The organism is Nocardioides caeni, assembly GCF_004912195.1.
Taxonomy (GTDB): Bacteria; Actinomycetota; Actinomycetes; order Propionibacteriales; family Nocardioidaceae; genus Nocardioides; species Nocardioides caeni.
The window spans coordinates 101,460-119,462 of the sequence record NZ_STGW01000001.1 but is presented as its reverse complement, the minus strand read 5'-3'; the positions used below and the strand labels follow the sequence as shown (position 1 = coordinate 119,462).

At 70.1% G+C, this 18,003-nt stretch carries 16 protein-coding genes; 6 read left to right on the top strand and 10 right to left on the bottom strand.

What is annotated here, in order from left to right:
- Window positions 1-1,470: an ABC transporter substrate-binding protein gene (locus E9934_RS00625; protein ID WP_136560905.1), complete on the bottom strand. Its 1,470-nt coding sequence runs from the start codon at window positions 1,468-1,470 to the stop codon at window positions 1-3.
- Window positions 1,471-1,652: 182 nt separating this feature from the next.
- Here E9934_RS00625 and E9934_RS00620 point away from each other — a divergent pair, with 182 nt between their 5' ends.
- Window positions 1,653-2,135 carry a DUF6174 domain-containing protein gene (locus tag E9934_RS00620; RefSeq protein WP_136560904.1) on the top strand — a complete coding sequence of 161 codons (483 nt, stop codon included), beginning with the start codon at window positions 1,653-1,655 and terminating at the stop codon, window positions 2,133-2,135.
- Window positions 2,136-2,148: 13 nt separating this feature from the next.
- Here E9934_RS00620 and E9934_RS00615 read toward each other — a convergent pair whose 3' ends face one another.
- Window positions 2,149-3,186 carry a MaoC family dehydratase gene (locus E9934_RS00615; protein WP_136560903.1) on the bottom strand — a complete coding sequence of 346 codons (1,038 nt, stop codon included), beginning with the start codon at window positions 3,184-3,186 and terminating at the stop codon, window positions 2,149-2,151.
- 81 nt (window positions 3,187-3,267) lie between these two features.
- Here E9934_RS00615 and E9934_RS00610 point away from each other — a divergent pair, with 81 nt between their 5' ends.
- Window positions 3,268-4,308: a glycosyltransferase family 2 protein gene (locus E9934_RS00610; protein WP_238694666.1), complete on the top strand. Its 1,041-nt coding sequence runs from the start codon at window positions 3,268-3,270 to the stop codon at window positions 4,306-4,308.
- Complete coding sequence (locus tag E9934_RS00605) at window positions 4,305-6,467, top strand: hypothetical protein (RefSeq protein WP_136560902.1); 2,163 nt, start codon at window positions 4,305-4,307, stop codon at window positions 6,465-6,467. The genes E9934_RS00610 and E9934_RS00605 overlap by 4 nt, the downstream gene beginning before the upstream one ends.
- Before the next feature lie 68 nt (window positions 6,468-6,535).
- Here E9934_RS00605 and E9934_RS00600 read toward each other — a convergent pair whose 3' ends face one another.
- Entirely contained in the window at window positions 6,536-7,732 is a 1,197-nt protein-coding gene (locus tag E9934_RS00600) for an acyl-CoA dehydrogenase family protein (RefSeq protein ID WP_136560901.1), read from the bottom strand.
- Window positions 7,733-7,845: 113 nt separating this feature from the next.
- On the opposite strand from E9934_RS00600, the gene E9934_RS00595 reads away from it, so the two are divergent.
- A complete protein-coding gene (locus E9934_RS00595; protein WP_136560900.1) occupies window positions 7,846-8,280 on the top strand; it encodes a hypothetical protein in 435 nt (144 codons plus the stop codon).
- Between the two features lie 24 nt (window positions 8,281-8,304).
- Here E9934_RS00595 and E9934_RS00590 read toward each other — a convergent pair whose 3' ends face one another.
- The 7 genes from E9934_RS00590 to E9934_RS00560 all read right to left on the bottom strand — a co-directional run bounded on the left by E9934_RS00590 (window position 8,305) and on the right by E9934_RS00560 (window position 16,000).
- A complete protein-coding gene (locus tag E9934_RS00590; protein WP_136560899.1) occupies window positions 8,305-9,699 on the bottom strand; it encodes an endonuclease/exonuclease/phosphatase family protein in 1,395 nt (464 codons plus the stop codon).
- A gap of 132 nt (window positions 9,700-9,831) precedes the next feature.
- Window positions 9,832-10,041, bottom strand: a complete 210-nt coding sequence (locus tag E9934_RS00585; protein ID WP_136560898.1) for a hypothetical protein — start codon at window positions 10,039-10,041, stop codon at window positions 9,832-9,834.
- Window positions 10,038-11,315 (bottom strand): DUF6752 domain-containing protein, encoded by a 1,278-nt coding sequence (locus tag E9934_RS00580; protein ID WP_136560897.1) that lies wholly within the window; start codon window positions 11,313-11,315, stop codon window positions 10,038-10,040. The genes E9934_RS00585 and E9934_RS00580 overlap by 4 nt, the downstream gene beginning before the upstream one ends.
- Complete coding sequence (locus E9934_RS00575) at window positions 11,312-12,889, bottom strand: hypothetical protein (protein WP_136560896.1); 1,578 nt, start codon at window positions 12,887-12,889, stop codon at window positions 11,312-11,314. Before E9934_RS00575 ends, E9934_RS00580 begins: the two co-directional genes overlap by 4 nt.
- Before the next feature lie 70 nt (window positions 12,890-12,959).
- Window positions 12,960-14,327 (bottom strand): phospholipase D-like domain-containing protein, encoded by a 1,368-nt coding sequence (locus E9934_RS00570; protein ID WP_158294876.1) that lies wholly within the window; start codon window positions 14,325-14,327, stop codon window positions 12,960-12,962.
- A 135-nt stretch (window positions 14,328-14,462) separates the two neighbouring features.
- Window positions 14,463-14,885, bottom strand: coding sequence for a hypothetical protein (locus E9934_RS00565; RefSeq protein WP_136560894.1), 423 nt, complete (start codon window positions 14,883-14,885; stop codon window positions 14,463-14,465).
- A 29-nt stretch (window positions 14,886-14,914) separates the two neighbouring features.
- Window positions 14,915-16,000, bottom strand: a complete 1,086-nt coding sequence (locus E9934_RS00560; RefSeq protein WP_136560893.1) for an endonuclease/exonuclease/phosphatase family protein — start codon at window positions 15,998-16,000, stop codon at window positions 14,915-14,917.
- A 178-nt stretch (window positions 16,001-16,178) separates the two neighbouring features.
- On the opposite strand from E9934_RS00560, the gene E9934_RS00555 reads away from it, so the two are divergent.
- Both E9934_RS00555 and E9934_RS00550 read left to right on the top strand, forming a co-directional pair.
- Entirely contained in the window at window positions 16,179-17,438 is a 1,260-nt protein-coding gene (locus E9934_RS00555) for a magnesium transporter MgtE N-terminal domain-containing protein (RefSeq protein ID WP_136560892.1), read from the top strand.
- On the top strand, window positions 17,435-17,989 hold the full coding sequence (locus tag E9934_RS00550) for a DUF1003 domain-containing protein (protein ID WP_136560891.1): 555 nt from the start codon (window positions 17,435-17,437) through the stop codon (window positions 17,987-17,989). Before E9934_RS00555 ends, E9934_RS00550 begins: the two co-directional genes overlap by 4 nt.
- The last annotated feature ends 14 nt before the right edge of the window (window positions 17,990-18,003 follow it).

Below are 18,003 nucleotides of genomic sequence, written 5' to 3'. Positions count from 1 at the left end.
TCAGCTGACCCCTGAGCTCACGACCCGACCGCACATGTAGTTGCCTGGCGACTGCTGCTGCCACTTGCCGCTCTTGTACTGCACTGCCTTGAGGCAGGGCGGAGTGGAGTTGGTCGCGAGGTTCATGGCCGTGTGGGCGCCGTTGCCGGTCCAGGCCGTGGTCTTGTTGAGTGCGTCGACGAGCGAGGCCCGGGTGAGCTTTCCACCCAGCGCGATCGCCTTCTCCACGAACAGGCGGGTCGCCGACCACGAGTAGAGGCCGTAGTAGTTGGGGATGGCGCCCGGCTTCACCTGCTGCAGCCAGGAGAGGTAGAGCTGCACCTCGGCGTTGCCCCTGTCCTCGAAGAGGGCGTTGGCGGAGTAGATCCAGCTGCCGTCGGCCGCACTGCCGGCCTGCTGCAGGTAGCGCTGGTCGTAGATCGTGGGGTCCTGCCAGAAGAAGTCCGGCTTGAAGCCCTGCTGCTGCATCGCCTGCTGCAGCTTCACCGTGTTCTGGTAGGGCCCCTGGTAGCCGACTGCCTTGATGCCCTTGGACTTCATCTGCTGGACATAGGGCGCGAAGTTGAACTCTGCGACGTCGATGCCCTGGACGTAGTTGACCTTCCAACCGGCGCCCTTCTCGTAGCCGGCGGCCATGCTCTTGGCGTTGGGAACCGCGGCGCCAGCGTTGATGTAGAGCACCGCGGCGTTCTTGACCGCGTCGGGGTACTTCTGTGCCATGAACTTCGCGAAGGAGTCCGGGATCAGCCCGGTGCTGATGGCATAGGTGGCGAAGCACGACTTGCAGCCCTGACGCTCGGGGCTGGTCGCCACCGCGCGGATGTCGGGGATGCCGCAGTCGTTGGCCGTGCCGGCACCGCCCGCGTCGAAGGCGCCCATCGACCCGACCGCGGCGAACGCCTCGTCACAGGCCTTCACGTAGGCCTGCTGGTCGGCGCCGGCATCCGCCCGGCTGTCGAGCAGGTTGACGGCCAGCTTGCGGCCGCAGATGTCGCCCTGGGAGTTGAAGTACTCGATGTAGGCGCGGGTCGCCTGCTGCGACGACTCGAAGATGCCGGGCACCGGCCCGGAGATGTCCGCGACGTTCGCCAGCGTGATGGTCTTGTCGGTGATGCCGGTCTGGTTCTTGAAGCCGGCACACGAGGCCGCCTTGACGCCGCCGGTCGACGACCCCTTGCCCGTGGTCGGCGATCCGGCGGTCCCGCCCGTGCCGCCGGTGCCACCCGTGCTTCCGGTGCCACCCGTGCCACCGGTGCTGCCCGTGCCACCCGTGCCACCGGTGCCGCCCGTGCCGCCGGTGTCACCACCGCTGCCGTCGCCCGCGACGACGCCGGTGCCGTCACCGACGACGCCCTGCTGACCGGGGCCGCCTGCCTGGGCGACCTCGTTGGGATCGAGCCGGGAGCCACAGGCTGCCAGCGCGAGTACGAGAAGTGAGGCGCCGACGAGGCGCACGGAACGCTGGTACAACGTCATTTCCTCCAGGAGCGACGACAGAGCTGCCCCGAACTCACGACGAGGGCTCTATCAGAGAGAACGGCTCACTGTGGCATGAGTCACGCTCGCCGTCCACGAAAACTGGAACGTGTTTCATTTTCTGGGCACCACGGAACCGACAGCACCACTTCCGCGTCACAGGCATCATGAGTCCCATGCGCTGTTTCCACGCCGCCCTGCTGGCTCCGGTGACCCTCCTCGCGCTGGCCGCCTGCTCCTCCGGCGACGACAGCGCCAGCGACGCCACGACGCCGAGCGCGGACCCGACCGGCTCGACGTCGACGACCGGTGCGTCGAGCGCCTTCACGGAGTTCGCGCCGACCGACTACACCTACCGGCTCCGGGTGCTCTGCTACTGCCCCCAGACGGGCCCGGTGGACGTCACCGTGGTCGACGGAGCCGTCAGCACGGCCGTCATCGCCGGCGGCCCGACGAAGGGCAAGGACGCCCCCGACTTCGCCCGCCTCACGATCAACGACATCCTCGACGCCGCCGACGAGGCGGAGGCGGGTGACGGATCGGCCGACGTGACGTGGCCCAGCGGTTCCGACCACCCCACGTCGGTGGCGATCGACCGGATCGCGGGTGCAATCGACGACGAGGTCACCTACACGATCCGGGCCGTGCAAGTGTCGTGAGGCCGCCTCGGGGTCAGCGCGGGACGAGCGCCCAGTAGTCGAGGTCGAGCAGCACGCCGGCCGCGTACTTGCCGGTCTCCGGGTCCTTCAGCGTCATCGACTCGTCGCGGCCCTTGGTGGCGACCAGGCGCAGGCGCAGCGCACCGACACCAGGTGCCGGCGTCTCAGCCTTGTCGAGCACCTCGGACCACGCATAGACCGTGTCGCCACCGAACGCGGGCGCCGTGTGAGCACCGGCGTTGATCGCCGCGATCAGCTGTGCGTTGGCCAGGCCGTTGTAGGACAGCGCGCGCGCCAGCGAGATCACGTGCCCGCCATAGACGAGGCGGTTGCCGTCGGGCCGAGCCTCGACGTTGAAGTGCACCTTGGCGGTGTTCTGCCACAGTCGCGTGGCCTGCTGGTGCTCGGAGTCGGTGAGCGTGACGCCGTCGACGTGGTCGATCCGCTCGCCGATCTCGTAGTCGCTCCAGCGATGAGGCTCGCCGGCCGCCGTCTCGTCGTACGACGAGAAGTCGAGCCCGGCAGGGATCAGCAGGTCCTCGGCCGCGACGGCCGGAGCGAGGTCGGGGACGACCGGCTCGGGGGCCGGTGCGTCGACGTCGCGCTTGTGGACCATCACCCAGCGCGCCCAGTCGAGCGCGACCTCACCGCGCTGGTTGGTCGCGGTGGAGCGGACGTAGACGACGCCGGACCTGCCGTTGGAGTTCTGCTTGAGGCCGATCACCTCGGAGGTGGTGGAGAGCGTGTCGCCCGGCACCACGGGCTGGTGGAAGCGGCACTCGGCGTAGCCGAGGTTGGCGACGGCGTTGAGCGAGACGTCCGGGACGGTCTTGCCGAAGGCGATGTGGAAGGCGATGAGCTCCTCCACCGGGTGCGGGTCGAGGCCGACGGATGCCGCGAACTCGGCCGACGAGGGCACGGCGAAGCGGGTGGGATAGAGGGAGCCGTAGACGGCCCGGTCGCCCTCGGTGACGGTGCGCGGCGTCGCGTGCCGGATCACCTGGCCGACGGTGAAGTCCTCGAAGAAGTTGCCCGGGTTGGTCTTGCTCATGACCCGCATCATTCCGCACGCGGCTCCCGGCCCCGGCCGGGGATCCCGCGTCGACGCACCGGCGCCGTTAGGGTTGGCGCCGTGCGTGAGGTGGCGATGGAGTCGAACGAGCCGACGGCGCGGTTCTCCGTCGTCGTCCCCTGTTACAACGAGGAGGCCGTGGTCGACCATCTCGTCGAGGTGCTGACCGCGGTGCTGCCACAGGTCGACGAGTCCTTCGAGGTCCTCCTCGTCGACGACGGCAGCTCCGACGGCACCCTCGCCGCGCTGCGGCGCATCAACGAGGCCGACCCGCGCTTCCGCTACTTCGCACTCAGTCGCAACTTCGGCAAGGAGGCGGCGATGCTCGCCGGCCTCAGCCAGGCCCGCGGCGACGCGGTCGCGATCATCGACGCCGACCTCCAGCACCCTCCGACGCTGCTCACCGAGATGGTCCCGCTGCTGGAGCAGGGCTTCGACCAGGTCGTCGCACGCCGTACCCGCACCGGCGACGCGCCCGTCCGCACCGCCTTCTCGCGGCTCTACTACAAGATGTTCAACCGCCTCGTCGACGTCACGCTGCAGGACGGCGAGGGCGACTTCCGCGTCCTGACCCGGCGCGCGGTCCGGGCACTGCTGGCGGTGGGTGAATACAACCGCTTCTCCAAGGGACTCTTCTCCTGGATCGGCTTCGACACCGCGGTGGTCGACTACGAGAACGTCGCCCGCGCCGGGGGCGAGACCAAGTGGAGCATGCGCAGCCTCCTCAACTACGGCATCGACGGAGTCGTCTCCTTCAACTCCCGGCCGCTGCGGCTGGCGATCTGGTTCGGCACCTTCATCTCGGTCATCGCCTTCCTCTACGCGTTCTGGGTGTTGGGCGACGCGATCATCAACGGCAACGACGCCGCCGGTTACGTGACCACGATCTGCACCGTCGTGGGCTTCGGCGGCGTGCAGATGATCCTGCTGGGCGTCATCGGCGAGTACCTCGGCCGCATCTACCTCGAGTCCAAGAAGCGACCGCACTTCCTGCTGAAGGAGAGCAGCGACGGACCGTCCGCCACGCCGGTCGCCGTCCTGCTCGGGCCGGAGCACGAGCAGTTCCTCCTCCCCCGGCCCAGCGACGAGCACCGCGCATGAGCACGGGCCTGTTCGCTCGGCTGAAGTGGCCGGGCCTCGTCGTCCTCGTCACGGGCTGCTACGGCCTGCTCCCACTCCTGGGCAGCAAGGAGATCTATCTGCGCGGCGACTCGGCGGCGCAGTTCGCGCCGACCTGGTGGCACTTCGGCGAGCAGCTGCGTGACAGCGGCTGGCCCGTGGTCCTCGATCCGTCCTCCTTCGCTGGCGGCAACTACAGCGCCGAGGCCCTCTTCGGCATCTGGAACCCGATCAACGCGCTGATCTGGCTCTTCGTCCACGCCTGTCCGGACCTGCTCGTGGCCGTCACCGTGGTCAAGGTCGCCGTCCTCGTCGCACTGGCACTGGGGACCTATCTCGTCTGCCGGGAGTACGACGCCGAGCCGTGGGCCGCCGCGGCGATCGCGACCGCGCTGCCCTTCAGCGGCTTCACGCTGTGGTGGGACGCCGGCTCGTGGCCGGCCGGACTCATCGCGTTCGCCTACGCGCCGTGGGTGTGGCTCGCGTTCCGCCGGACCCTGCAGGGGCGGCTCAACCCGTTGGTGGCCTTCGCCGTCGGCGCGCTCGCGGTCACGCAGGGCAACCCCTACGGGACGCTCGCCGTGGTCATCATCGGCGCCGCCCTGATCATCGAGGGGCTCGTCGAGCGCAACCGCGCTGGCGCCGTGCGCCTGCTCCTCACCGGAGGTTGCGTGGCGGCCCTCCTGCCGCTCGTCTACCTCCCGCTCGTGCGGGTCTCGGAGTTCACCGCCCGGTCCTCCGGACCGCTGTTCGGCAACAACGGGAAGCTGCGCCCCGAGCTCGGCGACCTGCTCGGCATGAGCAGCCCGACCTTCGTGCCCGGCATCATCTCCATCACCGGGCCCAACCAGGTGCCCGTCACCTACTTCTGCTGGTTCATCCTGCCGCTTCTCCCCTGGCTGAGGTACGGCGTCCTCCGCCACCGCGCGCGGGCTCTCACCGGGCTCGGGCTGATCGGCCTGGGCTACCTGTTGCTGACGCTCGGCCCGTCGAACCTCTGGCTCTTCCGGTGGCCGCTGCGGCTGATCGAGTACTTCTTCCTCGCCCTCGGTGTGGCGCTCGCCGTCGTCCTCAGCAAGGGCCTGCGGTCCGACCACTGGCGGGCCCGGGCGGCGGGCAGCGGAGCCATCGTCGCGGCGCTCGGCTTCCAGGCGTGGGCCCAGCACCCGACCTGGCTCGCCTCGACCGCGGCCGGCGTGCTCCTGCTCGCGGCCCTGGTCGCCGCGGTGCTCGTGGTGCACCGGCGCGGGGTCGGTCCCGTGGCCGTGGCCGCCGTCCTCATCGCCGGCACCGGCCTGGTGCTGACGACCCAGGCGCTGGTCTTCGAGGAGAACGAGGGAGCCCGGGTCTACCGCATCCCGACCGACGTCGACGCCCTGCAGGAGCACTACGCCGACCTGGACGGCCGGGTGCTGCAGTTCGCCGACCTGCGCCCCGTGCAGCGCTCCGGGACAGAGGCCGAGCTGCGAGCGGCGTGGGACGACTTCCTGCCCGGCAGCATGTATCACGTGGCCGGGGTCGATGCCGTCAACAACTACACCGGCATGGGCTTCCAGCCCTTCGAGAATCGGCTGTGCCTGCACTACGAGGGCTTCAGCCGCCCCTGCGGCTACGCGAACGTCTGGAAGCCCGTCGCCCGGGGCGGACCGCCGCTGGTCGACCTGCTGAAGATTGACACCATCGTCGCGCAGGGTGAGCAGACCGTCGGCGTGACGCCGTTGCCCGGCTGGGACTATGCCGAGACGGGCGAGCACACCGTCCTGGTCCGCACCGAGCCCCTGCCGTGGCCCGAGAGCCGGCTCAGCCGGGCCAGCGACGGGGTCGAGGTGGGCGAGGCGGTCAGCGTCGGTCACGGCGAGCGGGTCGAGGTCGACGCCTCGAAGGAGAGCAAGCTGACCTTCGCGATGATCCCGTGGCCGGGCTACAGCGCCACCGTGGACGGCAAGGAGGTCGACGTCGACCACAACAAGGCCGGTCTGATGGTCGTGACGCTGCCGAAGGGCACCTCCGGCACGCTCGAGATCGCCTACGACCGTCCCGGCAAGGCGGTCGGCAACCTCGGCCTTGCCGCCGGCCTGCTCGGCGCCCTCGTACTCGGTGCGGTCGACTTCGCGGCCCGCCGCCGTCGTCGTACGACCTGAAACGACTGAGGCCGGCCCGCTCCCCGAGGGGAACGCGCCGGCCTCCGTGTGAGCCGTGGGACGTCAGCTCACTTGAGCTTGTAGTCCTTCAACAGGGCGCGGCCGATGATCATCTTCTGGATGTCGGAGGTGCCCTCACCGATGAGCATGAACTTGACCTCGCGCATGAGGCGCTCGATCTCGTACTCCTTGGAGTAGCCGTAGCCGCCGTGGATCCGGAAGGAGTCCTCGACGACCTCGTTGGCGTACTCGGAGGCGACCATCTTGGCCATGCCGGCCTCGACGTCCATCCGCTTGCCGGTGTCCTTGAGGCGGGCGGCGCGGACCATCATGTTGTGCGCGGTCTCGACCTTGGTCGCCATCTCCGCGAGGCGGAACAGGACCGCCTGGTGGTCGGCGATGACCTTCCCGAAGGTCTTGCGCTGCTGGGCGTAGGCGATGCCGAGCTCGAAACCACGCCAGGCCAGGCCGCACGCGCGGGCGGCGACGTTGACGCGGCCGACCTCGACGCCGTCCATCATCTGGAAGAAGCCCTTGCCGGGCTCGCCGCCGAGGATCTGGTCGGCGGCGATCTGGTGGCCCTCGAGGATGAGCTCGGTCGTCTCGACGCCCTTGTAGCCCATCTTGTCGATCTTGCCGGGCACGGTGACGCCCTGGGCGGTCTCACCGAAGCCGGCCTCCTTCTCGACGAGGAAGGTGGTCATGTTCTTGTAGACCGACTCGGCGCCCTCGTCGGTCTTGGTCAGCAGCGCGACCAGGGTGGAGGTCGACCCGTTGGTCAGCCACATCTTCTGGCCGGTGATCGAGTAGGAGCCGTCGTCCTGCTTGGTCGCCTTGGTCGACACGGCCGAGACGTCGGAGCCCAGGCCGGGCTCGGACATCGAGAACGCACCCCGGACCTCGCCGGTCGCCATCCGCGGCAGGTACTTCTGCTTCTGCTCGTCGGTGCCGTGCTGCATCAGCAGGTAGGCGACGATGAAGTGGGTGTTGATGACACCCGAGACGCTCATCCAGCCGCGGGCGATCTCCTCGACGACGAGCGCGTAGGTCAGCAGCGACTCGCCCAGACCACCGAACTCCTCGGGGATCGTGAGTCCGAAGACACCGAGCTCCTTGAGGCCCTCGATGATGTCGGTCGGGTACTCGTCCGCGTGCTCGAGCTCCTGCGCGACCGGGATGATCTGCTCGTCGACGAACTGTCGTACGGCCTTGAGGATCTCGGTCTGGTCCTCGTTGAGTCCGTCGGTCTGACACAGGCGCGCCATCGGTTGCCTTTCCCTGGGTGCTGGAACAGCCGCAGCCTACCCGTCGGTAGGTCCGGGTCGGTGGGTGAGCACGACACATGGACCCGTGAGACGCAGCACTACGATCGGCGGCCATGAGCGAGTTCCACCCCACCCCGCGTCCCGGCCTCGACGACCCGACGGGCGACGGACGCAAGCGCTCCCGGGTGCGGACCGTCCTCGACGTCGACCAGACGATCACGAAGCTGGACGCCACCGCCGACCGGCTCAACACCACGCTCGACACGTTCGGCTCCCTGCTGGTCGACTTCACCGCCGCCCTCGAGGGCTTCAATGCCTCGATCCGGGGCTTCGACGGCACCGTCGACGACTTCCGCGTCGTCGTGGAGAAGGCCGACGGCCTGCTCGCACGGGCCGACCTGATCCTGGCGCCTCTGGCCGCGACCCAGCAGGTGGGCGACCAGCTCCGTCAGGCGGGAGCGATGGCCGGCCAGATCGCCGGCCAGGTGGCCTCGAGCGCGGTGAAGAAGGGCATCGCCTCGGGTCGCAACCTCACCCAGCGTCCCTGACCGCCTGGCCCTGGCCTCCGCCGCTCAGGGCTTCCAGCCGGAGGCCCGCTGCTTGCGGCTCCACAGGGCGTCGTAGGCCGTCTTGCCGATCTGGATCCGGGCCCGGGTCGCGACCCGGGCGGACGCGGGGACCAGCGGACGGTTGATGTCGGTCCGCAGTGCGGTCGCGCCGCCACTCGCGCTGGCCAGCACGCTCGCGGTCGGCAGCTGCCACCGGTCCCACGTCGCGCCGGAGACCCGCAGGATCCACGACCGGCCGGACGTCCTCGTGCCGAGAACGCGGATGAGGCGACGCTCGGCGGCGCTGGCCCGATACGCCTTCGTGCGGGTCATCACCTGGACGTTCACGCCGCGAGCGCGGGCCTGCTCGATCGCGGTCAGCAGGGCGCTGCCATCGATCCGTCGCGTGATGACGTGGACGGTCGCGCCCGCCGGCGCCTTGTTGAGGATCCGCCGCACCAGCACCGCCACGGTGTTGGGGGCGTCGACCGGGTCGTTGGTCACCACGCCGGGCGAGAAGGCCACCGCGCCGGCGCCGACCATCGCGACGTCGGCGAACAGGAGGCGGTGGTCGGAGTTGATGTCCTGCACCCACTGCTTGAGCACCTGGAACTGCTCGGCCGCGCCGAGCAGGATGTAGTCGATGGTGGCGTTGCGATAGACGCCGGTCGCGAGGGCCGCTCCCATGACGTCGTACGTCGGGGTGAGCCCGGCCTCCTTCATCGTGCTCCGCGGGTAGTCGCTGGCGTTCTTGTAGTTGGCGTTGAGGTCACCGCCGACGAGGACCGGACCGGCGGCGCGCAGGCCGGCGACGAGGAGACCGAGACGCCGTAGCGATGGCGCGGTGATGCCCGCCGTGTAGCCGCCCTCCGGGGAGAAGTGCGTCGAGACCACCGACACCGTCTGTCCCGAGGCGCTCTGGACGGTGATCCAGTTGGCGTAGCGGATGCCGAGCTCGAAGCCGGAGGTGCCGGCCGGCCGCTTGCGGTTGCTGATCAGATGGGTGCCAGAGCCGATGAGGGTCCAGCGCGCGGTGTTCCAGGCGACCGGGGTCTCCCCCTTGTAGGCCCCGGGAGTGCGGAAGAGGGCGTAGCCGTCACGGAGGAGCATCGAGTCGGGGCGGTAGGTGACCTCGTTGAAGGTCACGAAGTCGGGGGCGCGACGATAGACCGCGTTGACGTCCTCGCGCGTCCTGGAGTTGGCCATGCCGGACTTGATGTTGGCCTGGACGATGCGGATCGGCTCGCTCACGGCACCGTCGGTGCGCTGCGCCACGCGCGGGGACTCCGCTGCCGTCGGGGTCAGGACGTCACGTCCCCACTCGCCGGCGGCGAGCGCCAGGGCCAGCAGCAGGACCGCCGTCAGGAGGGTTCCGGGAGCGCGGAATCCGCCCGCGGTGCGGCGCAGACCTGCGGACATGGAAGAACCCCCGTAACGCTGATGAACTCGGTGCACACGGATCACACCAGTCACATCGACACCACGGCAAGGGGTGTTGAGAAACTACAAATATGTAATTCCCATCCGCCGTTGTCGCGGCGACACGCCGACTTAGTGCTGGTCGGGGTGGATCCGCTCCAGCACCGGCACGACGGCCCGCTCCAGTTCGGAGAGCACGCCGTCCAGCCGCTCGCGCAGCAGGGCGTTCTCGCGTACGCCGATCTCCAGCTCGGCCAACCGCCGGTACTGACGGCTCACCCTCACCACGTCGGCCAGCGCCGCGCTGTCCTGAGCCCGGCGACGGACGCGGTCGAGGCTCACAACGAGTTCCTGCGGTAGCGGCGCAACCCGCTCAGCGTCACGTCCCGGTTGCGGGCGTCGGCCGGCAGCACCAGCTCCGTCACGACGTCCTGGAGCATCGCCACGCGCTGCTGCAGCTCGCGGGCCTCCTGGACCTCGCGCTCGAGCTCGTCGAGACGGCGGCGCAGCGCCTCGTCACGCTGGCGCACGACCGGACCCGTCGCGGAGCGGACCCACCGGCTCAGCCGCGATCCGCCCGCTCCCCCACGGCCTCTGCCCCGCGATCCCGCCGCCGAGCGGTGGACCAGCAGGAGCTCGAGGAGGGCGTCGAGCGCGGCGTCGAGCACCTCGGCGTCACTCACGTCACTCGGCATCCGCCCGGTGCTCCGCGAGGCACGCAGGTCCTCGAGGTCGCCGTGGACGACGCAGCCGGCGGCGGTCAGCGCCTCGATGGTCGCCGCCGAGCGGCGCTCGGCCTTGCGGAGGTGCTCGTCGGTCATGGCGAGCGGCACGTCGTCCCGCTGGGCGATGATCTGGTGCGCCATCAGGTCGCGCAGCCAGCGTGCGCGCTCGGCACTGCCGACCAGCGGCGGGCGGAGCCGCTCGTTGAAGCGTCGCAGCAGCTCGGCGCCCACGGCACCCAGCGACTCGTTGACGCGCGGGAGCTCGAGGTCGACCGGGATCCCGCTCAAGCCGCACGCATCGGCGAAGCGCCGCCACAGCTCGTCCGGCGCCGCGGGACTCCGGGGCACGGTGACCAGGTGGAGGTGGTCCGGCCCCGCCGGCGGGGTCCAGCGCTCGGCGACCGACGCCGGGTCGATCGTCCGCCACCCCCACTCGGATCGCGCATTGCTGGCCGGCGGCGGACTCCACTCTTCGAGCGGCGTGGTCAGCCCGAACTTGAGCCGCTCCTGCCAGGCCGACGGGACTGCCCGTCCCAGGTCGCGGCCGGTGATGACGACGTGCACGTCGAGACCGGCCAGGTCGTCGAACACGCGCTGGGCCTGCTCCGCCGTCGCCGCCGACAGCAGCTCGTAGGACAGCACGGCCGTGTGCCCCTGCCAGGCGCGGATCTCCCGCACGAAGTCACCCCAGTGGTCGGGGCGGGGCTCCATCTCCTGCCACCGCGCGTCCTCCCGGACCTGCAGACCGGCGCGGACCCGCTCGCCCTGGTTGCGTCCCACGACGAGGACACCACTGTCGGCGAGGACGCCCCGGTTGGCGTCGAGCAGACGCTGGAGGTACGTCGTGCCGGACTTGGGCGAACCGACGTGCAGGTGGACGGTCCGGGTCATTCGGCGATCTCCGATCGGTCGGTGGCCGCAGCTGCGGCAGGGGCGGGCCAGCTGGCGACCAGCCGCCAGGGGACGGGGGCCACGACGGCGCGGGAGCCGTGCACCGCCTCGGCCTCGGCGATGCCCTCGGACTCGGTCACGGTGCCCCCGGCGGCACGGATCGCGTCGATCGCGTCGTGGGGCGAGGCCGGCCAGACCCGCGGCGCGGCGTCGTTGCGGCGGGCGCCGATCGACGGACCCGACCATGACTCCGACTCCAGGCAGAGCAGGCCGCCGCGCCGCAGCGCCACCGGCACCAGCTCCCAGAAACGGGCCCGGCCGTCGGGAGCCACGGACTCCAGCAGGCCTCGCGCCACCACGGCCTGAGGGCCGGGATGGTGGGCGAGCATCGCCGCACGAGTGAAGGTGTCGCGGGCGTCGTACAGGTTGAGACCGCCGCGGGTGAGGCCCTCCCGCTCCGGCCAGCGCCGCTTGGGCGCGTGGGCGAAGTCGAACGCGACGACCTCGAATCCGCCGTCCGCCCAGGATGCGGCGTCGACGCCGGCAGCACAGCCGATCTCGACGACCCGGTGGTCGGCCGGGACGAGACCGGCGACCCACCCGGCGAACGCCGACGGCTCGCCCGGCGTCTCGGACTGCTGCTGGTTGGCGTTCGACCACTCCCGGCGCTGACGCCAGAACTTGCCGAACCAGCCGTCGAACCGCTTCTCGATCTCGGGTCCGGGCTGGTGCTGGAACGACGGGTCGGGCACGCGCCAGCCGGGGCCGTAGGAGGCCGCCAGGATGGCAGCGGGATCCGCGGGGGCGGCAAGCTGTCGGCCTTCGAAGGGCAGCGTGCCGAGGGGCAGCACGGCGGACTCGGGCACGGGCGCCCGCACGGTCGCGGTCTCGTAGAAGAGCCCGTCGAAGAAGAAGGTCGTGTAGACGTCGATCCCCAGGCCAGCGCCGTCGGGGGTCTCGATCATGACCGTCAGGAAGCTGCCCGTGCGCATCTGCACCCGCATGCCGTTGGACCGGAGCACCCGGGCGATGCGCCACAGCTCGCGCTGCGACTCCGCGGGCGTCGGCTGTCGGGAGAGGTAGCAGAGGTCGACGTCGGAGTCGTGACCGATCGCCTTGCCATCGCGGGCCGCACCGAGCAGCGTGCCGAACGAGATCCATGCGGGCACGTCGCACTGCTCGCGCAGCACGTCGAGGATGCGGGCCGACTCGTCGGCCATGATGCCGCGCAGGTCTCCGGCCCGGTCCTCGAAGGTGCGCTGCAGCAGGCCCCACTTGTCGACCGTGACCGGAATGCCGTGCTTGTCCCGGAGGACGACCTCGCGGTCGGCGTCGGTGAACCGGACGGCATCGTCGTAGAGCGTCCGGCCGTCCTGGACGATCCGCACCCGCGCGTGCCCGTCGAGGAAGCGCCGCAGCCGCTTCGGCCACGCCACGAGGGTCTGACCCGGGGCCTCGGCGGCGAAGGACCAGCCGCGGTGATCGCCGAAGTGCACGTCGGCCGACCCGGTGAACGGCGCGTCGAAATGGATGCCGTCCAGATCGAGCCGGATCCGGCCAGCCTCGCTCACCACGCGCAGAACCCTAGACGCTGCGCCGGTCGCCCGCACGTCGCGGGCGACCGGTCGCTGCGGTCCCGGAGGCCTACAGCCCCTGCTCCTTCATGAAGGAGTACGGGTCCACGCCACGCTGACGGGCAATGTCCTCGGTGCGGTCCTCCGTGCTGCCGATCGTCATGCGCCCCACCCGCCAGTGACCGGGCCGGTGCGTGTAGAGGTAGTCGATCCAGCTGATGTACTTGTTGGTCAGCGGACCCGAGTCGAACTGACCGACCACCTCGTCGCTGGCGAGCGGCACGGCGCTCCAGTTGGCGCTGCCGTTCCACACGATCCGCTCGTTGGACACACCGTTGTAGTTGCCGCTGATGGCCATGGCCTTCATGTGCAGGTAGATCTCGTAGACGCCGTTCTCGTCGCCGTCGTAGGCGTACTTGGAGAGGCCGACGCCGCCGCGCGTGAGGATTCCCTTCACGCGGTCGCCCATGAGGGCGTAGACGATCCGGATGTCGCAGCCGGCGCGGCGCAGCTTGACGAGCTTGTTGGCGAGGCGCTCGCCGCGGTCGCCGTGGATGGCCGTCTGGGCGACCCGGATCTTGGTGCGGCCGTTGGTGCCGGCTCCACCCGTCGCGCCCTGGCACTGGACGCGGTTGAGGCGGGCCATGTCGGGGTCCGGGACGACTTGCGGCACGGGCCCGACGTAGGGGAAGAACTCGACGGTCTGCGCGGAGTTGATCACCAGGCGCTGGAAACCCTGCGCCCCGACGTTGCGGTCACGCTTCATCTGGTTGAAGACCTGAACGAACTTCGCGTAGATCTCGTCGCGGTTGGTCCACGTGTAGACGTCGTTCCACTGCTGGTTGGCCGCCACGTCGGTGGCGTTGTTGGAGCCGAAGATGACGATCTTGCGTGCGTTGCCGGCCTTGCTGAAGAGGAAGAACTTCGAGTGCGGGATGCCGCGGGCGCCGCGGCAGGACCCGGCGCAGAGCTTGAGGAAGCTCTGGTACTTGCGACCACGCTCGGTGCCGGCGAGCACGCGGGAGAGGTCGGCGACCTCGGGGTTGGGGTGCGAGGCGTTCCAGTTGCCGCGATCCATCACGATCTGGACGCCGACGCCGCGCTTGTGGGCACGGATGAGCGCGTTGACGAAGTTGCGGCCGCGGATGTTCCAGGCCGACATCTGCATGATGCCGCCGGCGGGGACGCTGTCGATGGTCCGCAGGATGTGCTGCCGGATCGCGGAGCGACCGTGCACCCGGTTGAAGGGATCGTTGAAGCGGACACCGGTCGGCGGCGTGTAGAAGTCCGGTGCCCCACCCTTCGGCGACTCGACGCCCGGTCCCGGCATCCAGTACTGGTTGTCGGCTGATGCGCTGGTGGCCGGCATCAGGCACAGACCGAGTGCGATCGCGACTGCGGTGAGCCATGCGAGCAGGCGGCGCAGGGGTGACAGCATGGAGAACTCCCTCACTGGAAACGGCCAGGCCCACGTCATCGCGGAGCCGCACCCGGCGATCCAGCCAGGCGTCGTCGTCGCACCACCATAACCGAGGAGACCGTCCCGTCCGATTCGGCCCGATGGCCCGGCGCGTCAGCCCGTGCAGGCCAGAACCGCCGACTGGTAGGCCTGATCGCGCTCCAGATCGGGGACTGCGTGATTGATCACACGCCCCGGGACGGCGTACCAGCGGTCGTCGTGAGTAGCGAGGGTGTCGCCGATCGAGCACATCCTCACGTCCCGCGACACCTCGCCCGCGTCGTCGACGCACCCGGCATAACCGGCTGGGAGACGCCTGCCCTCGACCCAGACCCCGGAGCAGCCGGGCAGGTCGGGAGGCGTAGGTGTCACGGGAGTCGTGGCCGGCGCGGAAGTCGTGGCATCCGTGCCACTGGCCCCGTTGGTGGCGCTGCGCTCGCTGCGTGGCTCCTCCGCGTCGTCACCACCGCAACCGGCCAGCGCCACCGTCGCGGCCAGCAGCAGTGCCGCGGCGGGGATCGAGACGAGCCGACGCATGGCCCGAGCGTAGTCCACGGGCCCGAGCCTCACCGGCTCGAGTTGGTGCCCGTGTCGGTCAGCTTCGCGTCCGCGTAGATCAGGTAGTGATCGCTCCAGCCCTGGCTCTTGGTCGTCCCGTCCTGCACGTAGCCGGAGAAGGACGTGCCGTCGCCCGTGCCGAGGATCCAGTCGATCCGCAGCGGTCCGCCCGGGACGCTGCAGCCGCCGTTGTAGCCGCCGCCGTTGGCCGCGATCATCCCGGCGTCACGGGCCATCTCGCAGAAGAACGTGGACTTCTCGTTCATGTCGCCGAGCAGGAACACCGGGTGGCCGCTTTTGCGCAGCTCGGAGATGATCGACACCTGGTTGCGCGTCGACGCGTCACGCTGGGACTGCAGGCCGTTGGGCGAGTGGTGGGTGGCGATGACCCAGAACTGGGCGCCGGTGGTCTTGTCCTTCAGCAGGACGAAGGGGATCGGGACGCTGCCGATGCTGTTGAACGTGTGGGACGAGCCGCCGTTGTCGACCATCTCGAACCGGTCGGTGCGCCACATGATCTGGACCCGGTAGCCGTCACGACCGAGCGCGTCCTGCGGCCACATCTGCATGTGGGAGAGGTTGTTGATGAAGACGCCGCGCTGGTCGCGCTGGACCTCCTGCAACCCCACGATCTCGATGCCACGGGACTTGATCAGCCCGGCCTCGGCCGATGCCCGTCCGAGCCCGTTGCGCGCGTGGTTGCTGCCCAGGACGTTGAGGGTCGCGATCCGGAACGACGACGTCGCGGGTCGTGACTGCTCGACCTCGGCCGCGACCTTGTTCTCGACCTCCTCGGCCAGCGGGCTGCGTACGCCCTCGTAGCGCTGGGCGTCGTCGGCTGCCGGCGCGGAGGCGACGGCGCCGTCACCGACCTCGCCCTCGACGTCCTCGGTCTCCGGCTCGTCACCGGTCTGCGTCACCGTGCTCCCGAGCGCGGCCGTCGTGGTGGTGCTCGCGGCCGGCGCCGTCTCGGTGTCCACGAGCATCGAGGCGGAGAGTGCCCCGACGGCGACGACACCGGCGGCTGCCACGGCGAGCAGCTCAGGCATGCTGAAGCGCTCGAGCCGGCGCACGCGTCGACCGCTCTCCGTCATGCCTTCACCTCCGGACCGGTTGCCTCATCCCTGATCGGCACCGGGCGGGGCGATCATAGGTCAGGTGTGACCCGGGCCTCAAAAGCCCGGCGCGAAGCGCGAGACGGGGCGTGCCGCGCACTCCCCCGCCTGCGGGCACCTCCGACGAACTCGCCGGGAGTAGGACTAGCGTTGCCGCGTGAGCACCTCGCCCTCCCGCGTCTTCGCGGCCCGACTGGTCGGGCTGCCGATCTTCGACCCCCAGGGCGACCAGGTCGGGAAGGTCCGGGACCTGGTGGTCACCATGCGCACGGAGGGCACCCAGCCGCGCGTCCTCGGCATGGTCGCCGAGGTCTTCGGACGTCGCCGGATCTTCGTGCCGATGACCCGGGTGACCAACATCGACAGCGGCCACGTCTACACCACCGGCCTGCTCAACATGCGCCGCTTCGAGCAGCGCAGCACCGAGACGCTGGTCATCGGCCAGATGCTCGACCGCACCGTCACGATCACCGACTCCGGCGTGACCGGCACGGTCTACGACGTCGCGATGGAGCCGGCCCGCAACCGCGACTGGGTGCTCAGCCGGGTCGCGGTGAAGGAGCCGTCGAAAGGCTTCCGGCGGCGCGGGCAGACCCATGTCGTCGAGTGGCGCGACGTCGTCGGCCTGAGCCGGTCCGACGACCGGCAGGGCGCCACCCACCTGGTCGCCGCCCTCAACGAGATGCGTCCGGCCGACGCCGCCAACATCCTCCACGACCTTCCTCCGGAGCGACGCACGGCGGTGGCGCTCGCGCTGGACGACGAGCGACTGGCCGACGTGCTCGAGGAGCTTCCGGACAGCGACCAGGTGGAGATCCTCAAGGGCCTGGACAGCGAGCGTGCGGCCGACGTCCTCGAGGAGATGTCCCCCGACGACGCCGCCGACCTCGTCCGCGACCTGCCCCCGGAGACCGCCGAGATCCTCCTCGAGCTGATGGAGCCGGAGGAGGCCGAGGACGTGCGCCGGCTGATGTCGTACGTCGAGGACACCGCCGGCGCCATGATGACGCCGGAGCCCGTGATCCTCGGCCCCGACGCCACCATCGCGGACGCGCTCGCGCACGTCCGCAACCCGGACCTCACCCCCGCCGGAGCGGCACTCGTCTACGTCTGCCGGCCTCCGCTCGAGGCGCCCACGGGCCGGTTCCTCGGCATCGCGCACATCCAGCGGCTCCTGCGCGAGCCGCCCTCGACGCTGGTGGCCGGTGCGCTCGACGACTCCCTGGCGTCACTACGACCCGAGGCGAGCATCGACGAGGTCGCCGCACACCTGGCGACCTACAACCTGGTCGCGGCACCGGTGGTCGACGAGAACGGTCGGCTGCTCGGCGCGGTGACCGTCGACGACCTGCTCGACCACATGCTGCCCGCCAACTGGCGCGACCGCGCGACCCGACGGCCCGGAGGGACGTCATGACCGACGCCCACCGGACCCGGGAGCGACTCGACACACCTCGCGAAGAGCGCCGCTCGCTCGTGCGCCGACCGTCCTATGACAAGGACGCCTTCGGCGTCTTCGCCGAGCAGTTCGCGCGCTTCATGGGTACCGCCACGTTCCTGATCTACATGACCCTCGTCGTGGTGGTGTGGATCAGCTGGAACCTGCTCGCTCCCGAGGACGCGAGGTGGGACGACTACCCGTTCATCTTCCTCACCCTGATCCTCAGCCTGCAGGCGTCGTACGCCGCCCCGCTCATCCTCCTCGCGCAGAATCGCCAGGAGGCGCGTGACCGGGTGGTGGCCGAGCAGGACCGGCAGGCCGACGCCCGCGCGCATGCCGACATGGAGTTCCTCGCCCGCGAGGTCGCGTCGCTGCGGATGGCCGTGGGCGAGGTCGCGACCCGCGACTACCTGCGCTCCGAGCTGCGGACCCTGCTGGCCGAGCTGGACGACCGGACGAGCCAACGCGACGGACGTGCCGCGTCTCACGAGGACGGCGAGGACCGGCAGTCCCCGGGCACTCCCTAGACTCGGTTGTTGTG